The sequence below is a fragment of the Acetobacterium paludosum genome (assembly GCF_008086595.1).
In the GTDB taxonomy this organism is placed as follows: domain Bacteria; phylum Bacillota; class Clostridia; order Eubacteriales; family Eubacteriaceae; genus Acetobacterium; species Acetobacterium paludosum.
This window is the reverse complement of sequence record NZ_RXYA01000007.1, coordinates 143,090-157,764: the sequence shown is the minus strand read 5'-3', so window position 1 is coordinate 157,764 and position 14,675 is coordinate 143,090. Positions and strand designations below refer to the sequence as shown.

Annotated in this window: 15 protein-coding genes and 2 other annotated features; of the genes, 2 read left to right on the top strand and 13 right to left on the bottom strand. The window is 36.3% G+C overall.

Going from position 1 to position 14,675, the window contains the following annotated elements; genetic code table 11:
* The first annotated feature begins 33 nt into the window (after positions 1-33).
* Entirely contained in the window at positions 34-1,017 is a 984-nt protein-coding gene (locus FZC41_RS09200) for a tyrosine recombinase XerC (protein WP_148567108.1), read from the top strand.
* Positions 1,018-1,107: 90 nt separating this feature from the next.
* The gene (gene lexA, locus FZC41_RS09195; protein WP_148567107.1) at positions 1,108-1,755 is read left to right on the top strand and encodes a transcriptional repressor LexA; all 648 of its coding nucleotides are present in this window, start codon (positions 1,108-1,110) and stop codon (positions 1,753-1,755) included.
* Between the two features lie 87 nt (positions 1,756-1,842).
* Here lexA and FZC41_RS09190 read toward each other — a convergent pair whose 3' ends face one another.
* The 13 genes from FZC41_RS09190 to FZC41_RS09130 form a co-directional block, all read right to left on the bottom strand.
* A complete protein-coding gene (locus FZC41_RS09190; RefSeq protein ID WP_207725070.1) occupies positions 1,843-2,403 on the bottom strand; it encodes a cell division protein ZapA in 561 nt (186 codons plus the stop codon).
* Between the two features lie 90 nt (positions 2,404-2,493).
* Positions 2,494-3,378 carry a DNA-processing protein DprA gene (locus FZC41_RS09185; RefSeq protein WP_148567106.1) on the bottom strand — a complete coding sequence of 295 codons (885 nt, stop codon included), beginning with the start codon at positions 3,376-3,378 and terminating at the stop codon, positions 2,494-2,496.
* 11 nt (positions 3,379-3,389) lie between these two features.
* Positions 3,390-5,768, bottom strand: a complete 2,379-nt coding sequence (gene pheT / locus FZC41_RS09180) for a phenylalanine--tRNA ligase subunit beta (protein WP_148567105.1) — start codon at positions 5,766-5,768, stop codon at positions 3,390-3,392.
* A 15-nt stretch (positions 5,769-5,783) separates the two neighbouring features.
* Entirely contained in the window at positions 5,784-6,806 is a 1,023-nt protein-coding gene (gene pheS, locus FZC41_RS09175; RefSeq protein ID WP_148567104.1) for a phenylalanine--tRNA ligase subunit alpha, read from the bottom strand.
* 46 nt (positions 6,807-6,852) lie between these two features.
* Positions 6,853-7,089: a binding site (T-box leader), on the bottom strand.
* A 72-nt stretch (positions 7,090-7,161) separates the two neighbouring features.
* Positions 7,162-7,968, bottom strand: coding sequence for a TrmH family RNA methyltransferase (locus tag FZC41_RS09170; protein WP_148567103.1), 807 nt, complete (start codon positions 7,966-7,968; stop codon positions 7,162-7,164).
* A gap of 3 nt (positions 7,969-7,971) precedes the next feature.
* Positions 7,972-8,640: a potassium channel family protein gene (locus tag FZC41_RS09165; RefSeq protein ID WP_148567102.1), complete on the bottom strand. Its 669-nt coding sequence runs from the start codon at positions 8,638-8,640 to the stop codon at positions 7,972-7,974.
* Between the two features lie 15 nt (positions 8,641-8,655).
* Complete coding sequence (locus tag FZC41_RS09160) at positions 8,656-10,032, bottom strand: TrkH family potassium uptake protein (protein WP_148567101.1); 1,377 nt, start codon at positions 10,030-10,032, stop codon at positions 8,656-8,658.
* Positions 10,033-10,194: 162 nt separating this feature from the next.
* On the bottom strand, positions 10,195-10,551 hold the full coding sequence (rplT, locus tag FZC41_RS09155) for a 50S ribosomal protein L20 (protein ID WP_207724275.1): 357 nt from the start codon (positions 10,549-10,551) through the stop codon (positions 10,195-10,197).
* A 24-nt stretch (positions 10,552-10,575) separates the two neighbouring features.
* Positions 10,576-10,770, bottom strand: a complete 195-nt coding sequence (rpmI, locus tag FZC41_RS09150) for a 50S ribosomal protein L35 (protein WP_148567099.1) — start codon at positions 10,768-10,770, stop codon at positions 10,576-10,578.
* 113 nt (positions 10,771-10,883) lie between these two features.
* On the bottom strand, positions 10,884-11,480 hold the full coding sequence (gene infC, locus FZC41_RS09145; protein WP_207725069.1) for a translation initiation factor IF-3: 597 nt from the start codon (positions 11,478-11,480) through the stop codon (positions 10,884-10,886).
* A 130-nt stretch (positions 11,481-11,610) separates the two neighbouring features.
* Positions 11,611-12,405, bottom strand: a complete 795-nt coding sequence (locus tag FZC41_RS09140) for an ABC transporter ATP-binding protein (protein WP_148567098.1) — start codon at positions 12,403-12,405, stop codon at positions 11,611-11,613.
* Position 12,406: 1 nt separating this feature from the next.
* Positions 12,407-13,303, bottom strand: coding sequence for an ABC transporter permease (locus FZC41_RS09135; RefSeq protein ID WP_148567097.1), 897 nt, complete (start codon positions 13,301-13,303; stop codon positions 12,407-12,409).
* Between the two features lie 40 nt (positions 13,304-13,343).
* Positions 13,344-14,330, bottom strand: a complete 987-nt coding sequence (locus FZC41_RS09130; RefSeq protein ID WP_148567096.1) for an ABC transporter substrate-binding protein — start codon at positions 14,328-14,330, stop codon at positions 13,344-13,346.
* Positions 14,331-14,415: 85 nt separating this feature from the next.
* Positions 14,416-14,658 (bottom strand) — a binding site (T-box leader).
* Between the last annotated feature and the right edge of the window lie 17 nt (positions 14,659-14,675).

The following is a 14,675-nucleotide window of genomic DNA, read 5'->3' as shown; positions in this document are numbered from 1 at the left end:
TCACTCAGTAAATCAATTTTAGGAGGAAATATTATGGCAAATCAAGATTTTCACACAGAAAATAAAGTAACTCCCAGTAGTAAAATTATCGAAGAATTTTTGAATTATCTGCTAACTATTAAAGGTTATTCCGAAAAATCGGCCCAATCCTATCGCTATGATTTAATTATATTCTTCCGGTTTATTAAGCGTTATTTTGCTATGGTTCCTCAATCTCTGGATTTTGACGCCATACCCATTGATGATGTTTCAATCGATGATTTAAAAGCGATTGATTTAGGAATCCTCTATGCCTTCCTTTCTTTTACCAGCAAAGAACGTCATAATTCAGATTACGCCAGAAGTCGAAAAGTTTCGTCCTTGCGTTCGTTTTTCAACTACCTATGTAATAAACAAAAATATTTTAGTCCAAATCCCGTGACCGATCTTGAAATGCCAAAGCTCCCAGCCCGCAATGCCCGGTATTTAGAATGGGATGAAGCGGTAGATCTTCTAAAAGGAATTAACGGCCGTCATAAAGAACGAGATTTTGCAATTATTACACTGTTTTTGAATTGTGGTATGCGTCTTTCTGAACTGACTCAAATTAAAATTAGTGACATCAAAAATGACACCATCCGGATCATTGGAAAAGGTAATAAAGAACGAACAATTTTTTTAAATCATGCCTGTTTAAAAGCAATTAATCGTTATCTGCTTGTCCGTCAGGAATCAGATTCTCCCTATTTGTTTTTGAGCCAACAAAACCTACCCATTAGTAATCGAGCGGTTCAGCATTTAGTAAAAAAACACCTAGCTAATTGTGGCCTAAATACAGATGAGATTAGCGTGCATAAACTAAGACATACTGCAGCGACACTGATGTTTCGTTATGGAAATGCTGATTTAAGATCAGTCCAGGAAATTTTAGGTCACGAAAACGTTTCGACTACGCAAATTTACACCCATGTCAATGAAGAGACACTTCGGGATACATTGAATCAGAATCCTTTAGCTCAGTTTGAAAGAGAAGATTAGTAAATTTTTATCATTGAAAAGAACTTATGTTTGTTTTCGCCAAAAATGTATGCTATAATTAATTAGTTATAAAAAATTGGAGGAATTCTAATGTACGAGGATTTAAATAATAAGCAGTATGAAATACTAAGATTTATTGAAAACCAACTGCGAGAAAAAAGCTATCCCCCTTCGGTACGTGAAATGTGTGCAGGGGTTAATTTGAAATCAACCTCCACAGCTCATGCTTATTTAAAAAAATTGGAAGAATTAGGTTATATCAAACGTGATTCCACAAAAACTCGTGCAATTGAAGTATTACGGCATGATCCGAATGAATCATTTTCCAATTGCTTTGAACAGAAAACCATCATATCCCTACCCATTTTAGGTTGTGTGACAGCCGGTGAACCTATTTTGGCATTAGAGAATGTTAGTGATGTCTTTCCCCTCCCATTAGATTTTATTGGAAATGATGAATCATTTATTCTTGAAGTTAAAGGTACTAGTATGATTGACGCTGGAATTTTAAATGGGGATAAAATTATTGTTAGAAAGCAGGAAAATGCAAAAAACGGTGATATTGTGGTTGTACTGATTATTGAGAATAATGAAGCAACGGTCAAAAGAATTTTCTACGAAAAAAATCATATTCGTCTTCAACCTGAAAATTCAACCATGGATCCGTTTGTTTATGAGGAACATGATATAAAATTAATGGGAAAAGTGACTGGATTAATTCGAAAAATCCAGCAATAGATTAATAACATCGTAAAATGCAGATACAATCAAAACTAAAGGCCAACAGTACTGTTGGCCTTTAGTTTTGATTGTATCTATTTCTGTTTAATCAACCTTAATTTTGTCTTCAATGCTCTTAAATATATCTTTTTCGATATGGTTCTTATTAGCTTTCACCAATTCAATTTGGCTTTCAAAAAGTTGGTTTTGTAAGTCTAAAATTGTTTTTCGACTCGTTTCACTTTCTACTTTGCTTTGTCTTAAATGTTCTCGATATTGAGCGAGCAAATCATCTTTTTCGTCCATTTCTTTTTGTAACAGTTCTTTTTCCTCAAGTAAAGCTACATATTTATTTTTTTCTTCTGTCAAAGTGTTTTTTGTTGTTTCTAATTCTTCTCGAATGAGATTAATTTCGCCAATTTCATTTATTTTTGCTTCTTCACTATTTTTGACAGCTTCTTCAGCATTTAATAGCTTTTCTGTAATATTCATACAACCAAGAATGGCAATGCGAATATGATTGGTAAAAGGATTAGCTGTTTTGACTCGCTCAAGTTCACTATTGACATAATCGGATATATGCCTAATATGTTCTTCATTTCCAGTTGCCTTTAAATTGAAATCTGTATCTAATATTCGTAACTCTATTATAGTATGTTCAGGCATTTTTTTCCTCCTGTAATAAATTAAATTAACGTATACGTCATCTATCGTATACTATTATATGTAATATGTTGAAAAATTACAAATGATTTATTAATAATTTGTAATTAAGTTGTGCAGCTTTTCTTTTTCATAAATTTCAAATAGTATTTTCTTTTGGTTTAATTTATGAAAAGCATCTTTTGATTCATCAAAAATGGCGGGTATAGAAAAAATCTTTTTATTATATTGTTTTGCAAAATTCAGGGTGTGAATGGTGCCGCTTCCACATGAAAAACTTGATACAATGACAAACATGCTGCTGGCACTTTGGAGTCGATCTCTTTCAATAAATTTGTAAGGCTGGGGATTTTCAAAAGGAGCGTACTCTGATAAAATACAACCGTCATTTGCCAGAATTTTCTCAGCAAGAGGTTTGTTCTCGATAGGATAAATATTTATCAATCCAGCTGGTAGAAAAGCAATTGTTTTTCCACCAGCACCCAGACATCCCAGATGTCCATAATAATCACATCCGGTTGCTAACCCACTAATGACAACAAAATTTTCCGTTGCTAAAAACTTGCCGGACTCAAAAGAAAATTCAGCTCCCGCTGGTGTTGGATGTCTGCTACCAATGACTGCAGCGCGTTTATTATGATTTAATAATTCTAAATTACCCTGGTAGTATAGCATCACTGGAGAATCTTTGAAATCCATTGATGCTGGATAATTTTCATCGAAGGATGATACCAATTTTATTTGATACTTGACACTGGTTTCAATAACTTTATTTGCATATGCAATTGAATTGTTTTGCACTTTAAGATCAATATCTGACGATAGTAAGTGAAACATTTGACCAATCTCGACGAGTTCTTTAAAGGATAAGCATTGAGGGTCGTTAATCATTTGCATCAGCATTTTAATTTTCTGACGCCCTACTCCTTTAAGTTGTAAAAGAGCAATAATATTTCGATAGAAATCACTCTTATTCACAATGTATCATCTTATTCCCGAATTTGAGCATCTAATGAACTATTCAACTCCTCAAGAATCTTCTCAATCACAGGGTTAATGTCGTCATCGTTAAGGGTTCTCTCATGGTGTCTGAAATTTAGTGCGTAAGCAAGACTTTTGAAATTTTCAGGAATTTGTTCACCGGTATAAACATCGAATAATTCAATGCTTTCAAGAATATCACCACTGTTTTTTCGAATAATTGTTTCAACCGATGATGCTGGAATGTCTGCCTTTAACTGAATAGCTAAATCCCGATTTGATGCCGGGAATTTTGGCAGGTCAATGAATTTTATATCCGTGACACAAGATTCATACAAAGCCTTGAAAGACAATTCGCAAACATAACATCTTTTGGGAAGATCGTAATTTTTAACAACTGATGGGTGAATTTCACCGATTTCTCCCAGTCTTACATCATCAACATAAACTACTGATTTTCGTCCAGGATGTAAGAAATCAGATCCCCCAGCACTGAATGTTGGATGATTGATACCTGAATGGGTTAATAACAGTTCGACCATGCCTTTTAATTCAAAATAATCATCACTGCCATAGGTACTGATAACCAACATTTTCTCTTCTCTGGGGAGTTCATCAGGTGCCTCCGACTTATGATAAGTATTCGCAAGTTCAAAGAAACGGCCAGAAGGATTTTTTCGGTTATAGTTTAACGAAATGACCTCCAATTGATGCCCGATTAATGTATGACGCATAATACTATTCTCTTCGCCCAGAGGATTGACTAACCGAACAAGTGTATCTTTAAAATATGAATTTAAAGCGATTAAGCGCTTCTCACTGGTAAATGAAGTGGTGAGGGTTTCATAATACCCTTGACCCACTAAGATGTTTTTGATTGCGTCTTCATACTTTTGAATCGGTGTCTTGCCACCAATCATCGTTTCCCCACCCATAATCGTGCTGGGAATATTATCATAACCAAACATTCTTGCAACTTCCTCAGCTAAATCTTGTTTTCCTTCAATATCTTGTCTAAAACTTGGAACTTCAATTTCTAATTTACCGCTCGCGCAACTTTTAACAGTGAAAAATAATCGCTTGAGCATATTAGCAACGGCATCTTCAGATACGGATATTCCAATAAAGGCGTTGACCCAATCAATATCCAGAGATAGTTTCTTAGGCGATACAGGCTGAGGATAAACATCAATAATACCTTCTATGACTTCACAAGCACCAATTTCTTCTAGCAGATAAGTAGCTCTGAGTGCTGCAATGTTTGCTAACTCAGGATCCACACCTTTTTCAAAACGTGATGAAGCTTCTGTTCGAAGACCCAATTGTTTAGATGTTAAGCGGACACTATTTTTATAAAAGCAAGCCGATTCCAAAACAATTACACTGGTATTATCAGTGATTTCAGAGTTTTCGCCGCCCATAACTCCCGCAATAGCAACTGGAATGCTGCCATTGGTAATCATCAACATGGAATCATTAATATTGCGTTCTTTATTATCAAGTGTGATTATTTTTTTGTCATTAGTAGTCTTAACCACGATTTCCTTTGACTTTAAACTCTCATAATCAAAAGCGTGTAGAGGCTGTCCCAACTCAAGCATCACATAATTGGTCACATCTACAATATTATTGATGGGACGAACCCCGCTGTTCATGAGTTTAACCTGTATCCACAAGGGAGAAGGCTCAACTTTTTTCACTTTAAGTAATTTAGCGACATACCGAGAGCATGCTTCGTTTTCTACTTTTACAGCTAGATAGTTTGAAATATCATTTCTTTTTTCATCTTTAGTATAGATTTTAAAGTCTCGTATCGGCAGATCAAGGGCCGCGGCCGATTCTTTTGCAATACCAACGATGGATTGGCAGTCTGAACGGTTGGCAGTAAGTTCGACATCAATAATAACATCATCAAGCCAAAGTAGTTTTCTGACATCCATTCCCAAGGGTGTGTTTGCAGGCAAGATATAAATACCTTCCATAATTTCTTTTGAAAATAAATCAGCATTCATACCAAGTTCTTCAATGGAGCAAAACATGCCATAGGATAATACGCCTCTGAAGTCACTGGTCCCGATTTCTGTACCATTGGCAGTAACTGCACCATCTACAGCCACCGGTACAACAGCGCCTTCAAAAACATTTTTTGCAGCGGTGACAATAATTCGTTCATCAGTGCCTATGTCAACGGTACAAACCACCAGTTTGTCTGCATTTGGGTGCTGTTCTATTTTTAAAATCTTCCCTGTTAAAATATTGGAAACATTTTCTGAAACCACTGTTAAGGTTTCAACTTTTGTTCCTGACATGGTAAGCACTTCACCGAAGTCATAGGGAGCGATATTTATATCAACGTATTCTTTTAACCAATTAAGTGAAACTAACATTTAAGGATCCTCCTCTTATTTAAATTGTGATAAAAAACGTAAGTCGTTTTCGAATAACAGCCGCAAATCAGTGATCCCATATTTTGTTATGGCGATACGATCAAGGCCCAATCCAAAAGCAAAACCGCTGTATACATCAGGATCAATCCCGCATGCTTTCAGAACATTAGGGTGAACCATTCCACATCCCAGTACTTCGATCCAACCGGTATTGCTGCAAACCTTACAGCCTACGCCACCACATTTAAAACATGTGACATCCATTTCGGCACTTGGTTCTGTAAAATAGAATTGATGTGGTCTGAATTTTGTTTTTGTCTGTTCACCAAATAATTTTTTTGCAAACAAATCCAAGGTTCCTTTGAGATCGCCCATGGTGATCCCTTTGTCAATGACAAGGCCTTCCATTTGGTGAAAAACAGGTGAATGTGTAGCATCTACTTCGTCAGTACGATAAACCCGACCGGGAGAAATCATGCGCAGTGGTGGTTTTCTTTCCTGCATAACCCGAACCTGAACCGGGGATGTTTGGGTGCGAAGTACAATATCATCTTTATAGTAGAAAGTATCCTGTAAATCACGTGCTGAATGTTCTTTGGGTACGTTCAGATAATCGAAATTATATTTTGTCCACTCAATTTCCGGACCTTCCTCAATTGTAAATCCCATACCTAAGAATATTTCTTTCAATTCGTTAACGGTTGTTGTTAAAGGATGAAGGTTTCCTGACAGATGTTTTTTTCCTGGCAGGGAAACATCGATCACTTCTTCCCGTATTTGAGCTTCCATTTCTTTTTGTTCAAGCGCTTGTTTTTGTTGAGTGATATTTTGTTCGATTTCTTCTCTAATTTCATTGGCTAATTTACCAATGATGGGTCGTTCCTCACTGGAAAGTTTTCCCATTCCCTTTAATGCAATCGTTAATGTGCCCTTTTTCCCTAAATATTTAATTCTTACGTTATCAAGGGCTTTTAATTCTTCAACTTCATTGAGATCTGCTAAACAATGATCTCTTATTAGCTTAATTTCTAATTCCATTTATATCTCCTTTTGTTAATATCCAAAATAAAAAAACGCCCTTATGAAAAAGGACGAAATAATTCCGCGGTACCACCTTAAATTAATACTGATTTGTATTCACTCACAATTTTAACGCAATCAACGTTAGAAATTAAACATCATTAAAGGTCTGCTTTAATCGATTTTCACTTCTAAAACTCCAGAGGGAACTTCAATAAATTCAAACATAAAATCTTTCAGCCAAGGATTTATTTCTCTGCAATGTTCGATATTTACTTACTTGCTCTTTCATCATTTTTAATCTTATTGAATTGGATAACTATATTATATCTTCTTTTAACATCATTGTCTTTAAAAAAGAAGAATTATTCATTTATTTATTATAAATTTCATTCAAATCTTTTGAAATATCGTACATGATAATCCCTGCAGCAGTCGCAACATTGAGAGATTCAGCTTTACCGAGAATTGGGATTTTCAATAGAATATCACAAAGATTCATTAACTCTGATGACATTCCCCGGGATTCATTCCCCATCACAAGCGCAAAAGGCATAATTATAGGATCTCGATGCCATAATGAAGTACCATTAAGTGAGGTACCGATAAGTTGAACCTTTTCGTTTTTAAGAGCTATTGCATATTCTGTTAATGATTCAACCTGATAAATTGGCAAATGAAAGACCGAACCCATGGATCCACGAAGTACCTTTTCGTTATAGATATCAGCGGTTTTCAGGGAGGTGATGACGCAGTTTATTCCTGCAGCATCGGCTGTTCTGATAATTGTACCGACATTATAAGGATCCTGAATATCCTCAAGCAGGATATAGCTTCCATGATCAGCTTTTGGATAAGACATTTTATTAAGGGTACAGATGATGCCTTCAGGCTGTTTCATGGTTGAAATTGAATTAAAAATAGTTTCTTTAACCATAAAAACAGGAATTTCCTGTTTTGTTAGTAAGGCCAATGCATCTTTTATAAGAGCATCCTGCGTTTCTAGCCATTGTTGTGTTATAAACAGTTGACGAAAATTCAAATGACTAGCAAATGCTTCTAAAAAAAGCTTCGTTCCTTCAATAAAGAAAGTATTTTCACGATCTCTAAATGATTTATTTCCAAGTTTACGCAGATATTTAAGCTGTTCGTTGTTTTTAGAATTAATCTCAATGTGCATTTTTTACTTGTCTTTTCGAGACAGCTTATTGATTTCATTGATTGAATGGTTCTCACTCATGACAATAAGTTTATCGCCAGTATTAATAATATCAGTTGCGAGCGGAGCAGCATTTAGTACATCAAGCGAGCGAATTGCAATGACATTCATACCATACTGTGTTCTTAAATCAAGCTGTTCCAAGGTCTTACCTTCCCATGCATGCAAAATATCAATTTCGACAATGGAATGATTGGTGTCAAGTTCCAAAATATCAACAGAATCTCCAGAAAATAAATTATGCGCAACACGTTCACCCATATCACGTTCAGGAGAAAAAACTTTTTTTACTCCGAGTTTCAACAGGACTTTTTCATGCTGAGCGGTATTTGCCTTCCCATATATTTCTTTTATGCCAAGTTCTTGAGCATTTACAATTCCCATAATACTGCTGTTAATATCTGATGTGATAGAAACAACAATTGCGTCAACATTTTTTATACCGATGGATTTTAAAGCATTAATATCAGTGACATCCGCCTGGACTGCATAAGTTACCAAGTTTGCAATATTTTGAATTTTTTCTTCATCTTTATCGACAACAACAACATTACAGCCTAACTCACTAAGAGTGATGGCCAGTGCTTCACCAAAACGTCCCAAACCCAGGACCGCAAACTGTTTTTCTTTCAATATAATACTCCTTCTCTAGCCAATCATAATGTTACCTTCAGGTAATTTAATATTTCCAACATTTTCACGCGAACGTTTTTCACTTCGCGAGATTGCATAGGCGATCGTTAGTGGCCCTAAGCGGCCAATAAACATGGTAAGACTAATGGCGATCTTCCCGGCAACCGATAAGTGCGGGGTCAATCCCATTGTTAAACCAACGGTACCAAAAGCGGACATCACCTCAAAAACAACTGCATCAAAAGGAGCTCCGGGTTCTGTGCATAACAATACAAAAATCATAAAAAAAACAAGCCCTACTGCGATGACAAGAACAGAAAGAGAACGGCGAATAACAGGGCCAAGGATTGTTCTTTTAAATGCGACAACATCTTTCTTCCCTTTAAGAACTGAACCAACCGTCATTAAAAGAACTGCAACTGTAGTTGTTTTGACACCACCACCCGTAGAACCAGGAGATGCTCCAATAAACATGAGCAATATCGTTAAAAAAATGGATGGCTCGGTCAATCCGGCGATATCAATGGTATTAGAGCCAGCGGTTCTCGGCGTAACCGATTGGAAAAGAGAAGCTAAAAATTTCCCATGTAGGGATAGATCTCCCATAGTTTTCGGATTATTGAATTCAAATATAAAAAAGAAAATAAAACCAAAGACCAATAAAAATCCAGTGGAAACGAGAACAACCTTTGAATGCATGCTCATTTTTTTAAATTTACGAACATAAATCAAATCACTGGTAACGGCAAAACCAAGTCCCCCTAAAACAATTAAAGAGCAAATGACAATATTGAGTAAATAATTATCAGCATAACCAGTAAAGCTTTTGAAATCACCCATTAAATCAAAACCGGCGTTACAGAAAGAAGTAACCGAATGAAAAACGCTGTAGCCAATCCCTGTTGCAAGACCAAAATCCGGAACAAAAACTAGAGCTAAAAGCAAGGCTCCAACGGTTTGAATAATAATGGATGAAAAGAAAATATATTTGACGAATTTCACAATACCTGAAAGTGAATCCATATTTACTGATGATTGGATTAGAATCCGATCTTTAATTGTGATTCGCTTTCCGGCTAGGACAAAAAACATTGTAGCGAATGACATAAAGCCCAAACCACCGATTTCTACTAAAACACACATCACTGTTTGGCCAAAAACACTCCAATAGGTACCAGTATCCACAACGACTAATCCAGTCACACATACTGAAGATGTTGCAGTGAAGAGCGCATTGATAAAAGCGGTTCCTTCACCCGATCGTGAAGAAATTGGAAGCATCAATAAGCATGCTCCACATAAAATTAAAAGGGCAAATCCACAAATTAATATTTCGGTCGGTGAACGATGACCCAAAAAATACTTAAAACTCCGACGTTTCTTTTCTACCATTGTATTATCTCCAACATATATGGTCGCCAATGTACATGTTTCAAAATCACAAATTTCATGCGACCATACATAATTTTAACACTATAATTTAAAAAAGCAAGAATAATCTACAATAAAAAAACTTCCCAAGTATGGAACTACATTGAGAAGTTTTATTTAGTTTTATTGGTTCAAGTTTTTCTTAGAGATATCCACTAAGTCTTTAAAAGCATCTGCATCATTCATTGCCAAATCTGCTAAGATTTTACGATCAATTTCAACACCTGCCTGCTTCAAGCCAAACATGAATTTACTATAGCTTAAGTCATACATTCTTGTTCCAGCATTGATTCTAGTAATCCAAAGTCTTCTGAAATTTCGTTTCTTTTCTTTACGACCAACATATGAAGATCTGAGTGCTCGCATAACGGCTTCATTTGCTGATCGGTACAACTTACTTTTTGCGCCATAATAGCCTTTTGCAAGTTTAAGTATTTTTTTATGTTTTCTTTTGGCGTTAACGCCCTTTTTTATTCGCATTATTAATTCCTCCTATCTTCAAAATTATCTTTTAATCATTTTCTTTACAACCTTAGCATCACCAGGTGCTAAACCTGTTGCTTTTCTAAGATTTCTTTTTCTCTTACGGCTCTTCTTATTAAGAATATGGCTTTTTCCAGCCTTAAACCGTTTAATAACACCTGATTTTTTTATTTTAAAACGCTTTGCAGCTCCACGGTGTGTTTTCATTTTTGGCATAACTATTTCCTCCTCCCTGTACAAGGTATCTTTTATAATAAACTATATCCGAGAAATCCAAGTCTATGTAATCCAAGTCATTACAACAGATATACTCAATTAACAACTACAACTTACTTATCTTTTTTAGGGGCTAAATACATAACCATGTTTCGACCCTCAATCTTAGGTTGCTTTTCAACCACTGCGATATCGGCAACACGTACAGCAAAATCAAGCAATACGCCTTTTCCCTGCTCTGTATAAGCCATTTCGCGACCTCGGAAACGAATAGCTACTTTAACTCGGTTACCTTGTTCTAAAAATTTGATGCAATTTTTAAGTTTGACATTAATATCATGTTCTTCGACTCTAACCGACATACGAATTTCTTTAATAACCACAGCTTTTTGATTTTTTTTAGCTTCCTTTAATCGTTGAATTTCTTCATATCGAAATTTTCCGTAGTCAAGAATCTTACAAACCGGCGGTTTGGCATTTGGCGAAACTTTTACTAGATCCAAATTTTTTTCTTCGGCTAATTGTAGGGCATCTTTTGTATTCAAAACTCCTAACATTTCACCTGCTTCATCAATTACACGGATTTCGCGATCACGGATCTCGTTATTAATTTCGTGTTGAACATCTTTGCTAATAGTAATATACCTCCATATATAAAAATTGCAGGTAGATACACTCCACCTGCAAAAATACTTACGAACATTGTTCATACATATTTACCTATTTCCATAAGAAATGAGGTGAGAAGTGTAATTCCTCTACTTTGTTACTTGAATATTATACGTTCGTTTTATTCTTTTGTCAATCTTTTTTTTATCTTTAGTAATTCAACTAAATTTATTATGAAAGCAAAGCGCGATCATTTGCGAATTCTTCTCCGCTGGCTTGGCCAAAACGTTTTAGAAGATTTTCCACCGTCAGATCTTTTTTTTCTTTACCCTTGATATCTAAAATAACTTTTCCTTCATGCATCATGATCAAACGGTTTCCATGTTCAATGGCATGACGCATATTGTGAGTAACCATCATGGTTGTTAAATTGCCTTCTTTGACAAATTGGTCACTCAACTTTAAAACCTTTTCGGCAGTTTTAGGATCAAGCGCAGCAGTATGTTCATCTAAAAGTAACAGTCTGGGTTTTTTCAATGTTGCCATTAAAAGGGTTAATGCTTGTCTTTGACCACCTGATAAAAGACCAACCTTATCACTTAAACGATCTTCCAGTCCTAAATCCAAATGACTTAAGTAATTTTTGTAGATTTGTCGTTCTTTGTTACTGATACCCCACCCTAAACCGCGAATCTTTCCACGGCGGTAGGCGAGAGCTAAATTTTCTTCGATGCCCATATCGGCAGCAGTACCCTTCATCGGATCTTGAAACACCCGACCAATGACATCTGCCCGTTTATATTCAGGTAGTTTAGTGACATCTTTTTCACCAATCAGGATAGAACCCTGATTGACTCCGTATACGCCAGCTACACAATTAAGCAAGGTGGACTTTCCTGCACCATTTCCTCCAATTACAGTCACAAAATCTCCTTCTTCTAGAGTAAGACTGAAATTAGATAAAGCAATGTTTTCGTTAACGGTTCCTTCGTTGAATATTTTTGTGATTCCCTTTATTGTTAACATTTTATAGATCTCCTCCTTTTATGGACCTTTTAATGGGACGGAGATATGATTTAAACACTGGCAAAGACAACGCAATGGCAACAGTTATAGCAGTAAATAGTTTTAAATCATTGGCAGGCATACCCATCTTTAATACTAAAGCAATGATGATTCGATAGGTTATAGCACCAAGAACGAGAGAAATCAGGCAATTGAGAAAGTTTCGTTTACCAAAAATAACTTCTCCAATAATGACTGATGCCAAACCGATGACAATGGATCCGATTCCCATTTGAACATCTGCAAAACTTTGGCTTTGGGCGATCAATGCTCCACAAAGCGCAACTAAACCATTGCTGATGACCAAACCAAGTGTAATCATATTATTGGTATTAATTCCCTGGGCACGAGCCATTTGAGAGTTGTTTCCGGTAGCTCTGATAGCACAACCAAGTTCTGTGCCAAAGAACCAATAAATGATGCCGCTGATAATCAATACGCTAAGAAAAGCAAACAGCATCACTGCATTGGTTGAGCTTAATCCTAAATTTTCTAGGGGAGTGTAAACAGTATTCATGCGTAGAAGCGACAGGTTCGCTTTTCCCATAATAAGCAGATTGATAGAATACAAGGAAATCATCGTTAAAATACCAGCCAGCAATGCTGGTATTTTAAGTTTCGTATGAAGAAATCCGGTTACAAAACCTGCCGCCATCCCCCCCAACAAAGCCAAGAATGTAGCCATATAGGGGCTCATGCCGTTACTTATCGACGTTGCTGCAATGGCCGCTCCCATAGCGATACTTCCCTCAACCGTCATATCGGCAATATCAAGAATTCTAAATGTAATATAAACGCCGATTGTCAGTATTGCCCATATAAGACCTAGTGAAATGGCGCCGAGTAAAATTTGTAACATTGTCTTTCCTCTTTCTGTTGTAAATTATAATGAATAATTCTTATTTAGTTACATACTGTTGGAGATCCGCTGGTATGGTAATGCCTAGCTGTTCTGCTACAGCGCCATTGATCGTAAAATCAAATTTTGTTGCGGTTTCAATTGGCATAATAGCGGGTTTAGCTTCACCTTTAAGAACTTTAACAGCCATCAAGCCCGTTTGATATCCTAAATCGTAGTAATTGATACCTAATGTTGCTAATCCTCCAGATTCAACCATTGAAGATTCACCACAGATTACCGGTGTTTTAGATACAGAAGTTACGCTTTGTACCTGAGGCATAGCTGAAGCCAATACATTATCGGTTGGAATATAAATAGCATCACACTGGCCAACGATGGTTTGAGTTGCCTGCTGAACGTCGTTTGAATTGGAAATAGTTACTTCAACATATTTAAGGCCTAACGCTTCGATAGCTTTTTTTGCAATACTTGCTTGTAAGACTGAATTTACTTCGCTTGAAGTATAGATCACCCCGACAGTTTTAGCTGTTGGTACTAATTTAACCAACAAATCAATTTGTTCTTTAATTGGATTCATGTCTGATGTACCACTAACATTTCCTCCCGGAGCATCATTGGAATTAACTAATCGAGCGGATTCATAATCGGTAACAGCAGTTGCCAAAATTGGGATCTCCGTGGTTTTTCCAGCGATTGCTTGGGTAGCAGGGGTTGCAATGGCCAAAATTAAATCTTCTTTGTTGCTGACAAAACGATCACAGATCGTTGCAAGGTTACTTTGGTCTCCTTGAGCATTCTGCAAATCAATGGTAATATTATTACCATCTTTATAGCCATTATCTGCCAAAGCGGCAACAAATCCTTCTCGAGAAGAATCCAGCGCAACGTGATCCATGTACTGAATAATTCCAATCTTGATATCTGCTGAACTTGAGTTTTTTTCATTGCTTGCACAACCTGCTCCTAATGCAACCATTGACATAGCGAGAAGCACAATTATTATTCCTTTTCCATACGTTTTCATTTCTTTCCTCCATTTTATTTAATATATATTCAATCAAACCTTAATCGGTTGAATTGTTTTATTTACAAAAAAAACGTCCCTGTATAACAGGGACGAATGTAATTCGCGGTACCACCTAGTTTTCAATGTTTGCACATTTATCTCAGCAAGCGACTAGCATCGCTTCTCCACAGTAACGGTTGGAATCCGACATAGCCTACAGGGCAATTGCCATTCGGTATGCAGCTCTCAAGATGTATTCACAGTATATATCCTACTTCCTCGCACCTACCGAAAGCTCTCTATAAGAATCATCATACGGCTACTTGTTCCTGATCATAACTTTATAATATTTTTTATTATATT

Excerpts from the sequence above, each read along its gene's own strand:
- FZC41_RS09190 (WP_207725070.1), bottom strand. The coding sequence starts at position 2,403 with ATGCCTGAACATACTATAATAGAGTTACGAATATTAGATACAGATTTC.
- rplT (WP_207724275.1), bottom strand. The coding sequence starts at position 10,551 with ATGCGAATAAAAAAGGGCGTTAACGCCAAAAGAAAACATAAAAAAATA.
- FZC41_RS09140 (WP_148567098.1), bottom strand. The coding sequence starts at position 12,405 with ATGTTAACAATAAAGGGAATCACAAAAATATTCAACGAAGGAACCGTT.
- FZC41_RS09130 (WP_148567096.1), bottom strand. The coding sequence starts at position 14,330 with ATGAAAACGTATGGAAAAGGAATAATAATTGTGCTTCTCGCTATGTCA.
- infC (WP_207725069.1), bottom strand. The coding sequence starts at position 11,480 with ATGAACAATGTTCGTAAGTATTTTTGCAGGTGGAGTGTATCTACCTGC.
- pheS (WP_148567104.1), bottom strand. The coding sequence starts at position 6,806 with ATGGAATTAGAAATTAAGCTAATAAGAGATCATTGTTTAGCAGATCTC.
- lexA (WP_148567107.1), top strand. The coding sequence starts at position 1,108 with ATGTACGAGGATTTAAATAATAAGCAGTATGAAATACTAAGATTTATT.
- FZC41_RS09170 (WP_148567103.1), bottom strand. The coding sequence starts at position 7,968 with ATGCACATTGAGATTAATTCTAAAAACAACGAACAGCTTAAATATCTG.
- pheT (WP_148567105.1), bottom strand. The coding sequence starts at position 5,768 with ATGTTAGTTTCACTTAATTGGTTAAAAGAATACGTTGATATAAATATC.
- FZC41_RS09135 (WP_148567097.1), bottom strand. The coding sequence starts at position 13,303 with ATGTTACAAATTTTACTCGGCGCCATTTCACTAGGTCTTATATGGGCA.
- FZC41_RS09200 (WP_148567108.1), top strand. The coding sequence starts at position 34 with ATGGCAAATCAAGATTTTCACACAGAAAATAAAGTAACTCCCAGTAGT.
- FZC41_RS09160 (WP_148567101.1), bottom strand. The coding sequence starts at position 10,032 with ATGGTAGAAAAGAAACGTCGGAGTTTTAAGTATTTTTTGGGTCATCGT.
- rpmI (WP_148567099.1), bottom strand. The coding sequence starts at position 10,770 with ATGCCAAAAATGAAAACACACCGTGGAGCTGCAAAGCGTTTTAAAATA.